Raw genomic sequence first — 16,609 nt, 5'->3', positions numbered from 1 at the left:
AAGGGAGATGGAGCGCCCATGCGTATCGCGTTCCTGATGGCGCCGCAGGGCGTCGAGCAGATCGAACTCACCGATCCCTGGCAGGCGGTGCGGGACGCGGGCGGAGAACCCGTCCTCGTGTCCACCAAGCCCGGGCGGATCCAGGCGTTCCGCCATCTGGACAAGGCAGACACATTCCCCGTGGACGAGGTCGTCGCCGACGTGACGGCCCAGTCCTTCGACGGCCTCGTCCTGCCGGGCGGCGTGGCCAGCCCCGACGCCCTGCGGCTGGACGGGCGGGCCGTGTCCTTCGTACGCGACTTCTTCGAGCAGGGCCGTCCGGTCGCCGCGATCTGCCACGCCCCCTGGACACTCGTCGAGGCCGACGTGGTCCGGGGCCGTGTGCTCACGTCCTGGCCGAGCCTGCGCACGGACATCCGCAACGCGGGCGGCACCTGGGTCGACGAGCGCGTGCACGTCTGTGAGCAGGGGCCCAACACGTTGATCACCAGCCGTAAGCCGGCCGATCTCAGGGCATTCCGCGAGGCGCTCCTGGAGGCGTTCACGCGTCAGGCGGCGTGACACGGGGCCGTGCGTGCGGTGCCTGCACGGGGAGGCCCCGTGCAGTGCCGGGGGGAGCGACCGGAGCTGGCCGAAGGGTCCCCGCCCCGGCGGGGTAGGTGCCGGGCCGGAGGCCGCCGGGGTCCGTCGTGGCCGCGCCCATGGATGCGGCAACGGGGGCGGGTCGCAACGGGTGTGCGGGCCGGTCGAGTTCGTCCCGGTGGCCGTGCCCGGCGGCCGGCGGCCACCCGTTCACCAGCGCTTCCTGGAGCGGCGCGGCGACCAGCGGCCGATCCAGCTGGTCCGCGGCCTCGGGCCCGGCCTCGGTGGGCGCCCGCACGAGCCGCACCCAGTCGCCGAGTTCCCCCATGCGGATGCGCACATCGGCCCCGCAGTTGAGGACACCGACGGTCACCGATCCGCAGCGTACGAAGTCGAAGCGTGCGTCGAACCGGCCCGTATCGCCCAGCACATCCATGAAGTTGGCGTAGAACTGCTCGCCGGTCATCCGGCGCGCCCGGTCGACGTCGGTGGTCCGGAAGGAAGTCGCCCCCTGACTCTCCGCTAGGGCGCACGCCCCAGCAGGCACAGCAGCGTGGTCTGCACATCGGCGCCGGGCGGCGGCTCCACCGGCGCGGCGAAGAGCCCGGTCTTCGCCAGGTCGGCGGCGTACGGGGTGACCTCGCGCACCGCGAACTCCACGAGGTCCTCCGGCAACCGCTCGTCGGCGCCGATCGCCCGGGACAGGTCCCAGGCGTGCACGGCCAGGTCGGTCACCATCTGGGCGCAGTAGAAGGCGGCCGTGGTGTCGCCGAACGAGAGGTGGACGGTGCGGTCGAGGGCGCCCGGCGCGGCGAAGGCGACACAGGAGGCGTGGGCCGACGTTTCCCAGGCGGCGACCGGATCGGAGCCGAGCACATCGCCGTCGAAGACGTCGCCGACCGCCTCCACGGTGGCGCCGTCCCGGACCATCGGGGGCACCCACAGCTGTTCGGAGACCAGATGATTGACGAGATCCCGCACCGCCCAGTCGCAGCAGGGCGTGGGGGCGTCCCACTGGTCGTCCCGGACCGTGTGGACGCGGTCGCCGAACAGCTCGAGGGCTTCCTCGTGCCGGATGAGAAGCGGGTTCGTGCCGGTCATGCCGGGGGCGCTCCCGTGCATCCCCGCTCCCGGGCCCCGTCACGCGTACGGCCTGCGCTGGCGGGGCGGCGAGGGTGGCGACGCAGGTACTCGCCCTCCAGCTGGGCCATGCGCTCGTTGTGGGTCCGCAGCGCGTCGTTCGAACCGTGCAGCAGTGTGTCGTGGCGCGTGCGGTGGATGCTTTCCAGCTCTTTCATGAGCTGCTGGTCGTCCAGCCGGCCCGGGTCGACTCCGGTCATGGTGTACCCCGCTCGTCGTGTCCTCGGTGCGGTCCGCGTACCCGCCCGGCAAGCAGTCGCCCCGAGCGGCGTCCGGGAAGGAGCCATGGAACTCACCTGTCTCCCTCCACTCTACGAACATCCGGGGTTCCGGGCCCACGTATGCGCGTGCGCTGTGCCGGAAGTGGCCCTCGGTGCGCGTGCCGGCGCGCTCCCTCGGGCCGGGCGCTAGCGAGCCCGTTCCACCCTGCGCTCGTCCCACACCGGCTCCTGGGTCTCGCGGACGCGGCCGTCGGAGCCGAAGACCAGGTAGCGGTCGAACGAGCGCGCGAACCAGCGGTCGTGGGTGACCGCGAGCACGGTGCCCTGGTAGGCCTCCAGGCCCTCCTGGAGCGCCTCCGCGGACTCCAGGTCGAGGTTGTCGGTCGGCTCGTCGAGGAGCAGGGCCGTGGATCCCTCCAGCTCCAGCAGGAGGATCTGGAAGCGGGCCTGCTGGCCGCCGGAGAGCTTCTCGAAGCGCTGCTCTGCCTGCGCGGTCAGCTCGTAGCGGCGCAGCCGGGACATGGCGGCACCGCGGTCCTGGGCGTGCTCGGTCCACAGGATGTCGAGCAGGGTCCGCCCCTCCAGCTCGGGGTGGGCGTGTGTCTGCGCGAAGTGCCCCGGGACGACCCGGGCACCGAGCTTCCACTCCCCCGTGTGCGCCACGCCGCCACCGGCGAGCAGGCGCAGGAAGTGCGACTTGCCGGAGCCGTTGGAGCCGAGCACGGCGACCCGCTCGCCGCAGAAGATCTCCAGGTCGAACGGTTTCATCAGCCCGGTGAGCTCAAGTCCCTTGCAGGTGACGGCCCTGACGCCGGTGCGTCCGCCGTGCAGCCGCATCCTGATGTCCTGCTCGCGCGGCGGCTCCGGAGGCGGTCCGGCCTCCTCGAACTTCCGCAGCCGGGTCTGGGCGGCCTGGTACCGGGACGCCAACTCATGGCTGATGGAGGCCGCCTGACGCAGATTCAGCACCAGCTTCTTCAGCTGGGCGTGCTTCTCGTCCCAGCGCCTGCGCAACTCCTCGAACCGCGCGAACCGCTCCTGCCGCGCCTCGTGATAGGTCTCGAATCCACCGCCGTGCACCCAGGCGTCCGCGCCGGTCGGACTGGGCTCGACGCTGACGATCTTCTCGGCGCCGCGAGCCAGCAGCTCCCGGTCGTGCGACACGAAGAGAACGGTCTTGCGGGTCTCCTTGAGCCGCTCCTCCAGCCAGCGCTTGCCGGGTACGTCGAGATAGTTGTCCGGCTCGTCGAGCAGCAACACCTCGTCGGTGCCGCGCAGCAGGGCCTCCAGCACGAGCCGCTTCTGCTCGCCCCCGGACAGCGTCCGCACCTGCCGCCACTGCGCCTTCTCGTACGGCACGTCCAGCGCGGCCATCGTGCAGATGTCCCAGAGTGTCTCGGACTCGTATCCGCGCACCTCGGCCCAGTCGGACAGCGCCTGCGCGTACCGCAGCTGCGCGGCCTCGTCGTCCACCGTCATGATCGCGTGCTCGGCGGCGTCCACGGCCTTGGCCGCCTCGCGGATCCTCGGCGGCGCCACGGACACGAGCAGCTCCCGTACGGTCGTCTCGTCCCGTACGGACCCCACGAACTGCCGCATCACGCCCAGCCCGCCACCCACGGTGACGGTCCCCCCGTGCGGCTTCAGCTCCCCCGAGATCAGCCGCAGCAACGTGGTCTTCCCTGCGCCGTTCGGCCCCACCAGGGCCACCACGGCCCCTTCCCCCACCCGAAACGACACGTCGCCGAGCAGCGCCCTCCCGTCGGGAAGGTAGTACTCCAGATGCGCGGCTTCGAGATGTCCCATGAGGCGGCATTCTCCGGGGAGCCGGGGGCAATGGGCAAACGCGTATTCGGTGGCCCCCTGCCAACGGTTCTTTCGCCCCCTCCGCCCCTGCCCTCCCCCACTCTCGGCTTCGCTCGAGCGGGGCACCCCCATCGTCCCTGGGGGCTGCGCCCCCAGACCCCCCTAAAAGATCGCGCAGTTCCCCGCGCCCCTTTAAGGGGCGCGGGGAACTGCGCGAACAACCCCAACCCACCCGCAGCCGAAGGGCTGGTCGGGACGGGCAGGGGCGGAGGGGGCGAGGAAACGCTCGTTCCGGGTACCCGCACCGCCATGACCCCAGACGTAGACCTCACCGTCCGCCCGCCGGGGCCGCACGTGCTCAGGGACCGGCTGCTCGCCGCGGACTGCCGCTTCTTCGAGGCGGCAGCGGCCCGGCACTGGCCGGGCTGCGACCGCCTCCTCCCCAGGCTGAGCCGCAGCGCCAACCACGGCGCACTCTGGCTCGCCGCCGCCACGGCACTCGCGGCGAGCCGCACCCCCAGGTCCCGCCGGGCCGCCGCCCGAGGCCTCGCCTCCCTCGCCCTCGCCTCCGCCACCATCAACACCATCGGGAAGCGCTCGGTCCGCCGCCCCCGCCCGACCCTGGACCCCGTCCCGCTGATCCGACAGCTCAAGCGCCAGCCGATCACCACCTCGTTCCCGTCGGGCCACGCCGCCTCCGCCGCGGCCTTCGCGACGGGTGTCGCCCTGGAGTCCCGCGGCTGGGGCGCGGCGATCGCACCGCTCGCCGCCGCGGTCGCCGTCTCCCGCGTCTACACCGGCGTCCACTTCCCGAGCGACGTCCTCGCGGGGGCCGCCCTGGGCGTGGGCGCCGCCTACGCCGTACGCGGCCTGGTCCCGACCCGCGACCAGCTCCCGTCACCCGGCCGCCCCCGCGTCGACGCGCCCGCGCTCCCGGACGGCGAGGGCCTGGTCATGGTGGCGAACACGGGCGCCGGCACCCCGGACCGGGTGAACGCGCTGCGTGAAGCCCTGCCGCACGCGGAGATCGTGGAGTGCGAACCGTCCGACATCCAGACAGAGTTGGAGAAGGCCGCGAACCGCGCCCGGGTCCTCGGCGTGTGCGGCGGCGACGGCACCGTGAACACCGCCGCCGAGGTGGCCCTGCACCACGGCCTCCCGCTCGCCGTCCTCCCGGGCGGCACCCTCAACCACTTCGCCCAGGACCTCGGCGTGGAGGGCGAACGCGACCTGATCCGGGCCCTCCAGCAGGGTGACGCGGTACGCGTGGATGTAGGCCGGTTCTCGTCGGGCGTCACGCAGGGCATCTTCCTCAACACCTGCAGCCTGGGCGTCTATCCGGAACTGGTGCGTGAACGGGAACGCTGGTCGCCGCGGATCGGCGGCTGGCCGGCCGGAGTGCTCGGCGCCCTGCGCGTCCTGCGCGCCGACCACCATCCGCTGCGCGCCGAACTGGGCGGCCGCGCGCACCCGTTGTGGCTGCTGTTCGCCGGCAACGGGACGTATCACCGCGTGGGTCTCGCCCCGGCCCGCCGCTTCGACCTCTCGGACGGACGGCTCGACGTACGGGTCGTGCACGGCGGCCGCCGCCCCGCCGTCCGTCTGCTGGCCGCCGCCTTCGCCGGCCCGCTCACCCGTTCCCCCGCCCACGCCGCCGAACGAGTGCGCCACCTGCGCCTGGACGGTGTCGCCCCCGGCACCCTCCTCGCGTACGACGGTGAAGTCACTGAGGTGGAGGGCGAGGTGACGCTCCGGAAGATGCCCGAGGCACTCACCGTCTACCGGCCGCTCCCCCTTCGCTGAACGGTCCGTACGGCAGTCGATTCAGTCGATGCGACGTCCAGGTCCACATAGCAAGACATGGGTCTCACTATTCGACATGAGTGCGTACGGTGATACGTAACCGACGAGAAGACGCGAAGGGGAACGGTCATGTCGAAGTCGCAGGAGACCGCCGTCTACACGCACGGCCACCACGAGTCCGTGCTGCGTTCGCACACCTGGCGCACCGCCGCCAACTCGGCGGCGTACCTGCTCGACTCGCTGAAGCCCCACATGAAGATCCTGGACATCGGCTGCGGCCCGGGCACCATCACCGCCGACCTGGCGGAACTGGTTCCCGACGGGCATGTCACGGGCGTCGACCACGCGTCGGCGATCCTGGACCGGGCCCGGGCCGTGGCAGCCGAACGCGGCCTGGACAACCTCGGGTTCGCGGTCGCGGACATCCACGCGCTGGACTATCCGGACGACACCTTCTGTGTGGTCCACGCCCACCAGGTACTGCAGCACGTGGGCGACCCGGTCCAGGCGCTGCGCGAGATGTACCGGGTGGCCAAGCCGGGCGGGTTCATCGCCGTCCGCGATTCGGACTACTCGGCGATGACCTGGTACCCGCAGTCGCAGGGCATGGACGACTGGAAGGACCTGTATCTGCGGGTGGCCCGCGCCAACGGGGGCGAGCCCGACGCGGGACGGCGTCTGAAGTCGTGGGCGCTGGCGGCCGGTATCCGGGACATCACGGCCACGTCGAGCACCTGGACCTTCGCCACCGAGGACGAGCGGGAGTGGTGGAGCGGCCTGTGGGCGGACCGCACGCTGGCCTCGGCGTACGCGGAACGCGCCACGAAGGGTGGCCACGCGACCACGGAACAGCTGCGGGCCGTGTCGGACGCCTGGCGGGAATGGGGGCGGCAGGAGGACGGCTGGTTCTCCGTACTGCACGGAGAAATTCTCTGCCGAAAGGAAGTCTAATCCGGCCGCTTCAGGAAACCCGGTCAGCAGGAGGTTCACATTATGATTCCCATCCTGCTGGTACTGCTTCTGGTGCTGATTCTCTTCGGCGCGGGCTTCGCAGTGAAACTTCTGTGGTGGATAGCACTGGCGGTTCTCGTCCTGTGGCTCCTCGGATTCCTGATGCGCGGTACGAGCGCCTCGGGAGGCAGGGGGCGCTGGTACCGGTGGTGAATCCGTTCCCTGGGAAGTAACGGCCAAGCGGCCCGAGGTCTGGCTTTCAGACCTCGGGCCGCATTTCATGTTCTTTGTCTTTGCAGTCGATTCTTGTACTCACCGTTCTCTTTGTGAACGGCGTTTATGGGCGGCGTTTGTGGACGGCTTTGAAAATGGCCGCCACAACCCTTTTGGGCAGGCCCGGCCGGGCCACGATAGAGGTCAGCGCACGATGGCCATCTCCACCAGCAGTCGTGCAGCCGCCGCGATCGACTCGGCGTCGATGCCCGCGGCGTGCAGCTGCTCGGCAGGCGTGGCCGAACCCGGCATCGTCCGCACGGCGAGGCGCACCAGGCGCGGCACCGGGCGGCCGTCGAGGAAGGCGTCGATGACCGCGTCGCCGATGCCGCCCTCCTCGCGATGGTCCTCGACGGTGATGAGGCACCCCGTGTCCTGGGCGGCCTCGCGCAGGGTGGTGCGGTCGACGGGCTTGACCGAGTAGAGGTCGACGACCCTCGCCCGGATGCCCTCGCGGTCGAGCGACTCGGCGGCGGCCAGGGCCTCGTGGACGGTGACACCCGCCGCGACGAGGGTCAGCCGGTCCTTGCCGGAGGCCCGCAGCACCTTGCTGCCGCCGACCGGGAACTCCTCGGTGGGGCTGTAGATGACGGGAGTGCCCCCGCGCGAGGTGCGCAGATAGCGGATGCCCTCCAGGCCCGCCATCGTGCCGACGAGTTTCGCGGTCTGGTTGGCGTCGCACGGGTACAGCACGGTCGAACCGTGCACCGCGCGGAACATCGCCAGGTCCTCCAGGCCCATCTGCGAGGGCCCGTCCTGTCCGATGGAGACGCCCGCGTGCGAGCCGACGAGGTTGATGCCGGAGCCGCTGATCGCGGCCATGCGGACGAAGTCGTATGCACGGCTGAGGAAGGCCGCGAAGGTCGAGGCGTACGGCACCCAGCCGCGCGCGGCCATGCCGACCGCGGTCGCGACCAGCTGCTGCTCGGCGATGTAGCACTCGAAGAAGCGGTCGGGGTGCTCCTTGGCGAAGAACTCGGAGCGCGTCGAGTCGCTCACCTCGCCGTCCAGGACGACGATGTCGCCGCGGGCGGTGCCGAGCGCGGCGAGCGCCTGTCCGTAGGCGTCCCGGGTGGCGGCCTTGTCGCCGAGCTCGTAGCGGGGCAGGTCGAGATGGCCCGACCGTACGGCGTGCAACATCCTTGCGGCGGGCGGCGGTTGGACCTCCACCCGGCGGTCGTGCACGCCGCCGAGCTCCGCGATCGCCTCGTCGGCGTCAGGCAGTGGCTTGCCGTGCAGGCCCTCGCGGTCCTGGACCGATGCGACGCCCTTGCCCTTGAGGGTGCGGGCGAGGATCGCGGTCGGCTGTCCGGCGGTGGACTCGGCCTCGGTGTACGCGCGGTCGACGGCGTCGACGTCGTGCCCGTCGATCTCGACGGTGTGCCAGCCGAAGGCCTGGAACCGGCGGGCGTACGCGTCCAGGTCGTGCCCGTGCCGGGTCGGCCCGCGCTGGCCGAGACGATTGACGTCGACGATCGTGATGAGGTTGTCGAGGTGCTCGTATCCGGCGTGCTCTGCGGCCTCCCATATGGAGCCCTCGGCGAGCTCGCTGTCGCCGCACAGGACCCAGACGCGGTATCCGGTATGGTCCAGCCGCTTCCCGGCCAGCGCGATGCCGACCCCGACGGGCAGCCCCTGTCCGAGCGAGCCGGTGGCCGTCTCGACCCAGGGCAGCCGCTGCGGCGTCGGGTGTCCTTCGAGCCGGCTGCCCAGCTTGCGGAAGGTGAGCAGCTCGGTCTCGCTGATGGCCCCGGCCGCCTTGTACGCGGCGTACAACAGCGGTGAGGCGTGCCCCTTGGAGAGCACGAAGCGGTCGTTGCCGGCGTGCTGGGGGCGTTCGAAGTCGTAACGCAGATGGCGGGCCATCAGCACCGCCATCAGATCCGCGGCGGACATGGAGGACGTGGGGTGCCCGGAGCCGGCGGCTGCGGAGGCGCGAACGCTGTCCACACGCAACTGCTGGGCGAGATCGATGAGTTGACGGGTGTTCATGACGACTCTCCTTCCGGTCGGCTCTCGGGCTTCCCGGGCACGCCGGGCGCCCTCGCCAGCTCCGGCGAGGCGGTGTCCAGCGGCACCGACCACGAGCGGACCAGGCCCAACTGCACGGCCTGGCGCGGCAGTACGGCGTCCAGCAGCCAGTCGGCCGCGACGCGGATACGGTTTCCGGGCATCGCGGCGAGGTGATAGCCACGGGTGACGGCTCCGGCGAGCGGCCCCGACAGCGGGACGCCGAGCGGGTTGGCGGCCGCCTTCGCGCCGCCGAGGTCGACGGTGAAGCCCAGATCGCGGTGGCGATAGGCACGGCGGCCGCCGATGCCGAGCGAGGCGGCGACATTGCGGCCCGCGACCTTCCCGTGCCGCCAGGCGTGCTGAGCGGTCATCGGCGTGTACTCGCCCGGCTTCTCCAGATCGGGTACGGCGGCCGCGTCCCCGCACGCGAACACCTCTGGCCGGCCGGGCACTTGAAGATACGGATCGACGATCAGCCGCCCACGCTCGAGGGGCTGGTCGAGCCCCTCGACCAGCGGATCGGGCCGGACGCCGACACACCACACGAGCGTCCGCGTATCGACGAACTCCCCGTCACTGAGCCGGACTCCGCTGGGCGTGGCCTCCTCGACCGAGGTCCCTGTGCGCACGTCGACGCCGCGCTGCCGCAGCACCTGGCCGGCGGTGCGCGAGAGCCGCTCGTCCAGCTCCGGCAGCACGCGCGGCGCGATGTCGAGCAGCAGCCAGCGCGGTCGTATGCCCTCGCGCAGCGGCCGTTTCCGTACCAGCGCCTCGGTGAACAACTGCCCCTGCGCCGCGACCTCCGTCCCGGTGTACCCGGCGCCGACCACCACGAAGGTGCACCGCGACGCGCAGCTCTTGGGGTCGTCGGACGCGGCGGCCAGCTCCACCTGCCGGGTCACGTGATCCCGTAGATACAGCGCTTCGGGCAGCCCCCGGAAGCCGTGCGCGTACTCGGCGACACCCGGCACCGGCAACAGCTTGTTGACACTGCCGACGGCGAGCACGAGACGGTCGTACGTCAGAGTGCCCCCGTCGCCCTCCGGATCCGTGTAGTGCACGGTGCGCGCGTCTAGGTCGACGCCGTCGGCCTCACCCAGCACCAGCCGTACGTGGGGCAGCGTGTCCGAGAGCGAGACGGTGACACGGCGTGGCTCCAGGACCCCGGCGGCGACCTGGGGCAGCAGAGGCAGATACAGAAAGTAGTCGGTCGGATTCAGAAGGGTGATGTCGGCCTTGTGCCGGGTCAGCCGCGACAGGGTGCGGGCCGTCCGATACCCGGCGAAGCCGGCACCGACGATCAGAATGCGGGGTCGACTCACGTTTCGCCTCCGGCGGTGTCGCTCGTACGAGGCTTTCCGCGTCCCCCTGGTCAGGGCACCCAAACGCGGGGGCGCTGGACGTTTCGGGGCACACTTCCCGGGCTACTCGACCGGGTGACCGGGCCCCGCCGGACACCCTGTCGCTCGGTCGCTGGGTGGGTCCCGCCGGTCGCCCGGCCGCGCGGTCTCTTGATCTCTCGGTCCAGACGGTGTCTCCTCTCCCGACCGTCTGGGCCGAGCCCCCGTCCGCGCGAAACGATCTCCTCCGCCGTCGGACCCAACTAGGCTCCTGCGCATGGAGATTCTGGGAGCCACGCTGCGTATCTGCGTCGACGACCTGGAGGCCTCGGTCCCCTTCTACGAAAGACTGGCGGGCGGGCGCGCCCTCCGCTTCGAGCGTGGCGGCGTCTCGGTCGCCGCGGTCGGCTGCTTCCTGCTGATGAGCGGGCCCGATGCCGAGCTGGACGTGTTGCGCAAGGTCGCCGCGACCATCGCCGTCAAGGACGTCGACGAGGCCCATCGCGTTCTCAGCGACTCGGGCGCCCGCATTCTGGCGGGGCCGGTCGCGACGCCGGTGGGCCGCAACCTGATCGCGATGCATCCGGACGGGGCGGTGTACGAGTACGTGGACCGCCGGACGACTGAGTAGTTTTTTCGCCCCCTCCGCCCCTGCCCGTCCCGTACCCGGGGGCTGCGCCCCCAGACCCCCCTAAAAGATTGCGCGGTTCCCCGCGCCCCTGAAGGGGCGCGGGGAACCGCGCGAACAACCCAGGCACGGGACGGGCAGGGGCGGAGGGGCGAAAACACCCCACGTTCACTCGCCGGGCGGCCGCATCCGGAACTCGTACCGCCCCGGCAGCGGCTCATCCGTCAACCGAGCCCACAGCTCCGAGATCACCTCGGCCCCCTCCCTCAGATCCGCAACGTCGAACCCCTCGTCGAAGACACCCCGAGCCGCCCCCACCTCCCCCTCCGCCAGCAGCAACTGCGCCTCGATCAACCGGAACCGCCCACGCGAGCGCGTAGCGGGCCGAAGCCGTTCCCAAACGGCCCGCGCATCCGCCACCCGCGGCACCGCGAGCAGGGCTCCCATCGCCTCACGCCCCAGCGCCGCCGTGGCCGCGGTCCAGACCTCACCGTCGTCCCGCCGCTCCCGGCACAGATCGTCGAACGCCTCGGCGTACCGGTCGGCGGCCCGCTCCCGGTTGCCCGCCTCCTGGTCGGCCACGGCCAGACAGCGGAGCAACGGCCAGAGGGACGGGGCGAGTTCGAGTGCTCGTTCCCAACTCCTCACCGCCTGCGCCAGATCACCCGCGTGCCACTGGGCGACGCCGAGGTGGTACTCGGCGAGCGGTACGGCGGGCGCGGTCTCCAGCATGTCGCGCCAGTGCGACGCGACCAGGGTCTCACCGGGCGGACCGACCCGCCGTGGCTCGGGAAACGCTCCGGACCGCAGCAGCTGCAGCCACGGCGCCTGCGCGTCACTTAGCGTGGACTCGTCGAAGGGCGTACCCGGCAACTTGTAGGCGGCCCGCCGCACTTCGAGCGCGCCCCAGCCGGATCCGACCGCGAGCACCTCGCCGGGATCGGCGTCGGCGTGCGGCAACCAGGCGTCGTACGCGGCGTCGACGTCACCCCGGGGCAGGGAGGCTTCGAGCCGGGCCTCAGCCGCTGCCCGGGACGCCTCCCAGTCCGCCCCGTGCACCGCCTCCGCGGCCACGGCCAACGGTCCGTACGCCTCCAGCCAGGACACATCGCTCTCCGCGTCGAGCCGTACGTGTTCGAGCTGCGTGCGCGCGAGCCCGGCCTGGATCTCGCAGTATCCGCCGGTCCCCGGCTCGGTGAGCCACTCCTGCCAGCGCCGCCCGCCCGGACCGGAGCCCCAGACGAACAGCTTGCGCCCGCGCAGCACGTCGGTGGAGGTCTGCACGAGTCCGTCGCCGGCGTCGTCGAGCGCGGCGATCCAGCGTCGCCGCCCGTCGGGAACCTCGTAGAAGTAGTCGGCGGGGAAGGTGCTGTTCAGCGGATACGTGCGGTCGACCTCCTCGAACTCCGGTACCGGCACCCGCCGCAGCCGCCGCTCGTATCCGAAGTGCCATGCCTCGTCGGCCGGTGCCAGCACCCTGCGCTCCTCGGGTACCGCGATGTTGGACCACCAGTACACGGGCGCGGGTTTCTCGTGCGGGTTGCGGACGCGGACGCCGACGTACAGGAAGTCGGAGCCGTCCGGCAGCCACAGGTCGACCTGGAAGGGAAGGTCGCGCAGCCGTTCCCATTCCCACAGCCGGAGCATCTCGCCGCCGTCGGGGGCGGGGACGCGCGCGGCGTGGACGGGCGAGCAGGACAGGGTGGTGTGGCCCGTCGCGCCGATGTTCCACTCGATGCCGCCGGAGAACCAGGCTCCGTTGAGGGCGAAGCAGGCGGGCTGCAATACCGGGTTGCGGTAGAGGAGTTCACGCTGGGAGGGCTTGTGGAAGAGCGAGACGACACGGCCCCCGTAGCCGGGCAGCACGGTGGCCCGCAGCCGGTCGTTCTCGATCACGATCGTGTCGACCTCGCGCGGCGCCCGCTGTCTTTCGTACCCGTCCCGGATGCGCTCGGGCAGGACGCTGCGCAGCGGCTCGTAGCCGATCTGGCGGGCCATGTCGCGCGGCAGGCCATCCTTGTCCCGTTCGTCGATGCGGTGCATCTCGTCGAGCGGCCGGAGCGGCGGCAGCGGGTTGCTCGGACCCAACTCGGCGGCGGGAATCGTCAGTACGTCACGTCGGATCGTCGTCACGATGACCATGGAACATGGTCATCGAGGAGCTGACCAGGGTCTCCGCTCGTCAGGATCCGGTCAGGATTCCGCAAAGGCGGCGACGACCAGGTCCGCGAGCAGCTCCCCCGCCCTGCCCTCCGGGTCCAGATCGGGGTCGTAGATGGTGACGTTGAGGCCGACGCAGTGCGGGGAGGTCACCAACGGGCGCAGCAGCGCGATGAGTTCGTCGGAGAGCAGTCCGTCGGGGTCCGGGCTGTCCACGGCCGGCATGACACTCGGATCGAGGCAGTCGGCATCGAGGTGCACCCAGAAGCCGTCGAGGTGCGGGAGTTCGAGGGTCTGCACGACAGCCCGCGCGATCGCGTCCGCGCCCCATTCGCGGAGTTCGCCGACGGTCACCGTCGGGATCTTCAGCGCGGCGAGCTCGTCCCGATCGGTGTCGTAGTCGCGGATGCCGAAGAGCCGTACGTCCTCGTCCTGCAGATAGGGCTTCAGCCCTTCGAGATCGGTCAGGTCGTCCTGGCCGCGGCCGGTCGCGAGGGCGAGTTCCTCGCCGCCGGCCGCACCGATCCGGTCCGAGTTCCCGGGGTGCCGCAAGTCGGCGGAGCCGTCGACAGCGGCGAGCCCGAACCGGCCGATGCGGCGCAGCGCGAGCGAGGCGCCGAGTTGGATGGAGCAGTCGCCGCCGAGGACGACGGGGAGGTCACCGGCGCGCACGTGGTGCTCGATGCGGTCGGCGAGTTTGCGGGTGTACGTGGCGATGGCAGCCGCGTTGAAGACTCCGTCGCCCTCCTGCCAGTCGCCGCGGTCGTAGCGCGGCGGTACGACGACCCCGCCCTCCAGCGCGCCGAGCCTCCCCCACTGCCTTAAAGGCGTGGGAGGTACCCCCACACGATCCGCTGCTCGCGCAGGGCACCGGCGAGCTTGTAGCAGCCGGGGACGGTTCCGGGCGCGGGCGGGCGCAGGCCCAGGTTGGACGGGGCGTCGAGCACGACGATGTTCCGCATGGAGCCCATCCTCACTCGAGAAGAGCTCAGCGGGAAGAGACCATCTCCGCCGTGATCGCCCACCGCTCGTGGTCCCGCCAGGCCCCGTCGATGTAGATGAAGTCCGGCGAGAAGCCCTCCAGCCGGAAGCCGCAGCGCCGGGCGAGCGCGATGGAGGCGGCGTTCTGCGGCTGCGCATTGATTTCGAGCCGGTGCAGCCCCATCTTTCCGAAGGCATACCGCACCACGAGCCCGAGCCCCTCGGCCATCAGCCCGCGCCCCGCCGCGTGCGCGAAGGCGCCGTACCCGAGCGCCCCGCACAGGAAGCCGCCCTCGACGATGTTGTTGATGTTGATGAACCCGGCGATGCCGCCTCCGTCCCTTTCGCAGACGAGGAACCCGGCCTTCGTCGGATCCTCGATGAGCCGCCGCGCGTATGCGGCATAGGCGTCGGCGCCGGCGGGCGGAAAGAGCCACGGCTGGTGCAGATCCTTGCTCTCCCGGGCCCTGGCGGTGAACTCCGCACCGTCCTCGTATGTGAAGTGGCGTATGCCCACACGAGGGCCTTCGGCGAGATAGCGGACGTTGTCAGGCATCCCGTCACCCTACGCGAGCGCGCTCAGCCTCTGCGCTTCACGGCGTACGCCCCGCACAGGCCGCCGATCACCCCGGTACCGAGGAGTGCCATCCACAGCGGCATGGTCACTTCCGGAATGAACAGCCGGATCTCGGTACGGCGGGTGTTCTCGAAGACGAAGATCAGGGCGAGCAGGGCCAGCGTGGCAACACTGAGCCTGCCGGGTGTCAGCAGCCCGCCGCTGCTCGTCCCGCCGCTCGCGCCGGCACTCTCGGAGGTCTTCGGGCTCATGCGCTCAGCATGAGTCGCGAGGTGCCGGCCCGCGCGGTGACAGGTTCCTCCGGGTGATCCCGGGCCGATCCCGTGCGCCGAGCCTTCAGTCCCCGACGACCGGCAGCCGCAGCACCCCGGTGTCGTCGGGCGCGCTGGTGACCGTCACCGGCTTGACCCCCTTGTTCCCGAAGTACGCGTCGTCACTGGCGGCGACGACGAACTGGAGGCGGTGCCCTGCCTCGTACCGGTGCACGATCCCCGGCAGCGTGATGGTGAACCTCTTCGTCACGTCCGGCACCCGCACCGGCGCGACCAGCCGGTGCACCAGCGTCTTCGTGCCGTCGGGCGCCACGTCGTACAGCTTGGCGAAGAGGACCAGCTTGTCGGCGGCGTTGCCGGAGTTCTGCACGCGCTCGGTCTTCGGCGAGACGACCTTCAGCGTGGCCCTGGGCGCGCCGACCACCTCGACCGCCCGGGTCAGGGGCTCGCTCGTCCAGCCGAGGTAGGTGCCCGCGGTGTCGTACGGCGCCGGGTCGGGCAGCCCTACGAGCCCGGCGAGGGAGCTCTCGGAGTGGCTCGTGGCCACCAGCCGGTTGCGGTACTCCCGGCTGCCGCGCGCGACCTTCTCGCGGTTGTCCACGAGCTTGCCGTCCCCGGAGAGGTACAGCTTCTGGCTGAGCGCGGGCACCCGCGAGGCCGTGGCGTACGTGTTGTTCGGGTCGGCGATCCAGTCGCGGTAGTACGCGAAGGCCGGCCCCGTGTCGACGCCCTTGCGGTGCTGCAGATAGCGGTCGAACCAGGCCAGGATCCGCCTGCCGACATGGCTCGTCTCCAAGTTGCCCTGACTCAGGTTGAGTTCACCGCTCGCCGGGTCGGTGAGCCCGCCGCTGTGCCCCCACGACTGCCAGATCAGCTTCGTCGGGGTGCCCTGCGCCTTGAGCGTCTTGTACGTCGCTGTCGCCTCGTTGAGATTGAAGAGGCTGTCGGCCTGTCCCTGGACGAGGAGGGTCGGCGCCTGCACGTTGCGCAGGTACGAGACAGGCGACACGCTGCGGGCGTAGCGAAGCAGCGGTCCGGTCCTGGCGGCCGGGTAGCTCCCCGAGTTCAGGGTCCGCACCGTGTCGCAGGCGTCGGTCACGAAGTGCAGGCAGGCGAGGGAGTTGATCCGGGAGGGGTCGAGGTTCGGCGCGGTCAGTGGCTGGCTCTCGCCGATCAGGTAGAAGCCGTTGGCCCACTGCCATTTGAAGGCGCCCGGCACGTCGGTCGCGCCGACCGTGTTGTTCGGGTCCAGCGAGTACGCCAGGTCGTTCCAGGTGATCAGCGGGACCAGCGCGTCCACACGGTGGTCCACGGCGGCCGTGGCCATCTGGATGGCGCCCCCGTACGAGCCGCCGACCATGCCGACGCGCGGATCACCCTTGCCGTCCCGGGTGACGTAGTCGGCCCTGGTGCCGTCGTCGGCGGCCCGCGTGCCCGCCAGGAAGTCGACGAGCCGGGACGCGGCCACGCCGTCGATGCGCGGGTCGTCGAGGGAGATCAGACAGCCCGACCTGCCGAAGCCGAGCCCCGAGTAGACGAGCCCCACATAGCCACGTGCCGCGAACGCCTTGCCGATCGCGTCCGTCGAGCCGTCCGACTTGCTGCCGCCAAAACCGTTGGTGGCGAGCACGGCAGGCGCGGTGTGCTCGCGGTCCACGCCGGCGGGCCGGTACACATCGGCGTCGATCGTGCAGGTGCGGCCACCTGCCTGGACCGTGAACTTCAGCGCGGTGACGGTGTATTGGCCCGTGGCCGAGGCGGGCGCGGTGAACGCGAGCGGTGCGCTGAGCACGGCACCGAGGGCCAGGGCGAGCGAGGCACGGGAACGGGATCTGGGCACACGCGAGCGACGGGACACAGAG

At 71.2% G+C, this 16,609-nt stretch carries 14 protein-coding genes and 2 pseudogenes; 5 read left to right on the top strand and 11 right to left on the bottom strand.

Annotated features, from left to right (window positions below):
* Positions 1 to 18: 18 nt before the first annotated feature.
* Positions 19 to 561 carry a type 1 glutamine amidotransferase domain-containing protein gene (locus ACZ4RZ_RS24815; protein ID WP_467747641.1) on the top strand — a complete coding sequence of 181 codons (543 nt, stop codon included), beginning with the start codon at positions 19 to 21 and terminating at the stop codon, positions 559 to 561.
* On the opposite strand, the gene ACZ4RZ_RS24810 is transcribed toward ACZ4RZ_RS24815, so the two are convergent.
* The 4 genes and pseudogenes from ACZ4RZ_RS24810 to ACZ4RZ_RS24795 form a co-directional block, all read right to left on the bottom strand.
* Entirely contained in the window at positions 542 to 1,048 is a 507-nt protein-coding gene (locus ACZ4RZ_RS24810; protein ID WP_467747640.1) for an AraC-like ligand-binding domain-containing protein, read from the bottom strand. The genes ACZ4RZ_RS24815 and ACZ4RZ_RS24810 overlap by 20 nt on opposite strands.
* 56 nt (positions 1,049 to 1,104) lie before the next feature.
* Positions 1,105 to 1,683, bottom strand: coding sequence for a TIGR03086 family metal-binding protein (locus ACZ4RZ_RS24805; RefSeq protein WP_467747639.1), 579 nt, complete (start codon positions 1,681 to 1,683; stop codon positions 1,105 to 1,107).
* Positions 1,680 to 1,978: pseudogene (locus ACZ4RZ_RS24800) on the bottom strand (DUF6158 family protein). The gene ACZ4RZ_RS24805 and the pseudogene ACZ4RZ_RS24800 overlap by 4 nt, the downstream one beginning before the upstream one ends.
* A gap of 151 nt (positions 1,979 to 2,129) precedes the next feature.
* A complete protein-coding gene (locus tag ACZ4RZ_RS24795; RefSeq protein ID WP_467747637.1) occupies positions 2,130 to 3,749 on the bottom strand; it encodes an ATP-binding cassette domain-containing protein in 1,620 nt (539 codons plus the stop codon).
* Positions 3,750 to 4,058: 309 nt separating this feature from the next.
* Between ACZ4RZ_RS24795 and ACZ4RZ_RS24790 the strand changes: the two genes are divergently transcribed.
* The 3 genes from ACZ4RZ_RS24790 (at position 4,059) to ACZ4RZ_RS24780 (ending at position 6,716) form a co-directional block, all read left to right on the top strand.
* Positions 4,059 to 5,552, top strand: coding sequence for a bifunctional phosphatase PAP2/diacylglycerol kinase family protein (locus tag ACZ4RZ_RS24790; RefSeq protein ID WP_467747635.1), 1,494 nt, complete (start codon positions 4,059 to 4,061; stop codon positions 5,550 to 5,552).
* A gap of 129 nt (positions 5,553 to 5,681) precedes the next feature.
* On the top strand, positions 5,682 to 6,503 hold the full coding sequence (locus ACZ4RZ_RS24785) for a class I SAM-dependent methyltransferase (protein ID WP_467747633.1): 822 nt from the start codon (positions 5,682 to 5,684) through the stop codon (positions 6,501 to 6,503).
* Positions 6,504 to 6,545: 42 nt separating this feature from the next.
* Positions 6,546 to 6,716 (top strand): hydrophobic protein, encoded by a 171-nt coding sequence (locus tag ACZ4RZ_RS24780; protein ID WP_467747631.1) that lies wholly within the window; start codon positions 6,546 to 6,548, stop codon positions 6,714 to 6,716.
* 204 nt (positions 6,717 to 6,920) lie between these two features.
* Here the strand turns inward: ACZ4RZ_RS24780 and ACZ4RZ_RS24775 are convergent, their stop codons facing one another.
* A complete protein-coding gene (locus ACZ4RZ_RS24775) occupies positions 6,921 to 8,768 on the bottom strand; it encodes a transketolase (protein WP_467747630.1) in 1,848 nt (615 codons plus the stop codon).
* A complete protein-coding gene (locus tag ACZ4RZ_RS24770) occupies positions 8,765 to 10,111 on the bottom strand; it encodes an NAD(P)/FAD-dependent oxidoreductase (protein ID WP_467747628.1) in 1,347 nt (448 codons plus the stop codon). Before ACZ4RZ_RS24770 ends, ACZ4RZ_RS24775 begins: the two co-directional genes overlap by 4 nt.
* A gap of 295 nt (positions 10,112 to 10,406) precedes the next feature.
* Between ACZ4RZ_RS24770 and ACZ4RZ_RS24765 the strand changes: the two genes are divergently transcribed.
* Entirely contained in the window at positions 10,407 to 10,760 is a 354-nt protein-coding gene (locus tag ACZ4RZ_RS24765) for a VOC family protein (RefSeq protein WP_467747626.1), read from the top strand.
* A gap of 165 nt (positions 10,761 to 10,925) precedes the next feature.
* Here the strand turns inward: ACZ4RZ_RS24765 and ACZ4RZ_RS24760 are convergent, their stop codons facing one another.
* The 5 genes and pseudogenes from ACZ4RZ_RS24760 to ACZ4RZ_RS24740 all read right to left on the bottom strand — a co-directional run bounded on the left by ACZ4RZ_RS24760 (position 10,926) and on the right by ACZ4RZ_RS24740 (position 16,587).
* A complete protein-coding gene (locus ACZ4RZ_RS24760; RefSeq protein WP_467747625.1) occupies positions 10,926 to 12,899 on the bottom strand; it encodes a DUF5107 domain-containing protein in 1,974 nt (657 codons plus the stop codon).
* Positions 12,900 to 12,950: 51 nt separating this feature from the next.
* Positions 12,951 to 13,879, bottom strand: a pseudogene (locus ACZ4RZ_RS24755) (arginase family protein).
* Between the two features lie 26 nt (positions 13,880 to 13,905).
* Positions 13,906 to 14,454 carry a GNAT family N-acetyltransferase gene (locus ACZ4RZ_RS24750; protein WP_467747623.1) on the bottom strand — a complete coding sequence of 183 codons (549 nt, stop codon included), beginning with the start codon at positions 14,452 to 14,454 and terminating at the stop codon, positions 13,906 to 13,908.
* 23 nt (positions 14,455 to 14,477) lie between these two features.
* Entirely contained in the window at positions 14,478 to 14,726 is a 249-nt protein-coding gene (locus ACZ4RZ_RS24745; RefSeq protein ID WP_467747621.1) for a LapA family protein, read from the bottom strand.
* An 85-nt stretch (positions 14,727 to 14,811) separates the two neighbouring features.
* Complete coding sequence (locus tag ACZ4RZ_RS24740) at positions 14,812 to 16,587, bottom strand: CocE/NonD family hydrolase (RefSeq protein ID WP_467747620.1); 1,776 nt, start codon at positions 16,585 to 16,587, stop codon at positions 14,812 to 14,814.
* Positions 16,588 to 16,609: the final 22 nt, after the last annotated feature.

It is taken from the genome of Streptomyces sp. NPDC027189, assembly GCF_055566975.1.
The sequence above is the reverse complement of the archived record's forward strand: the minus strand, read 5'-3'. Positions and strand labels throughout refer to the sequence as shown.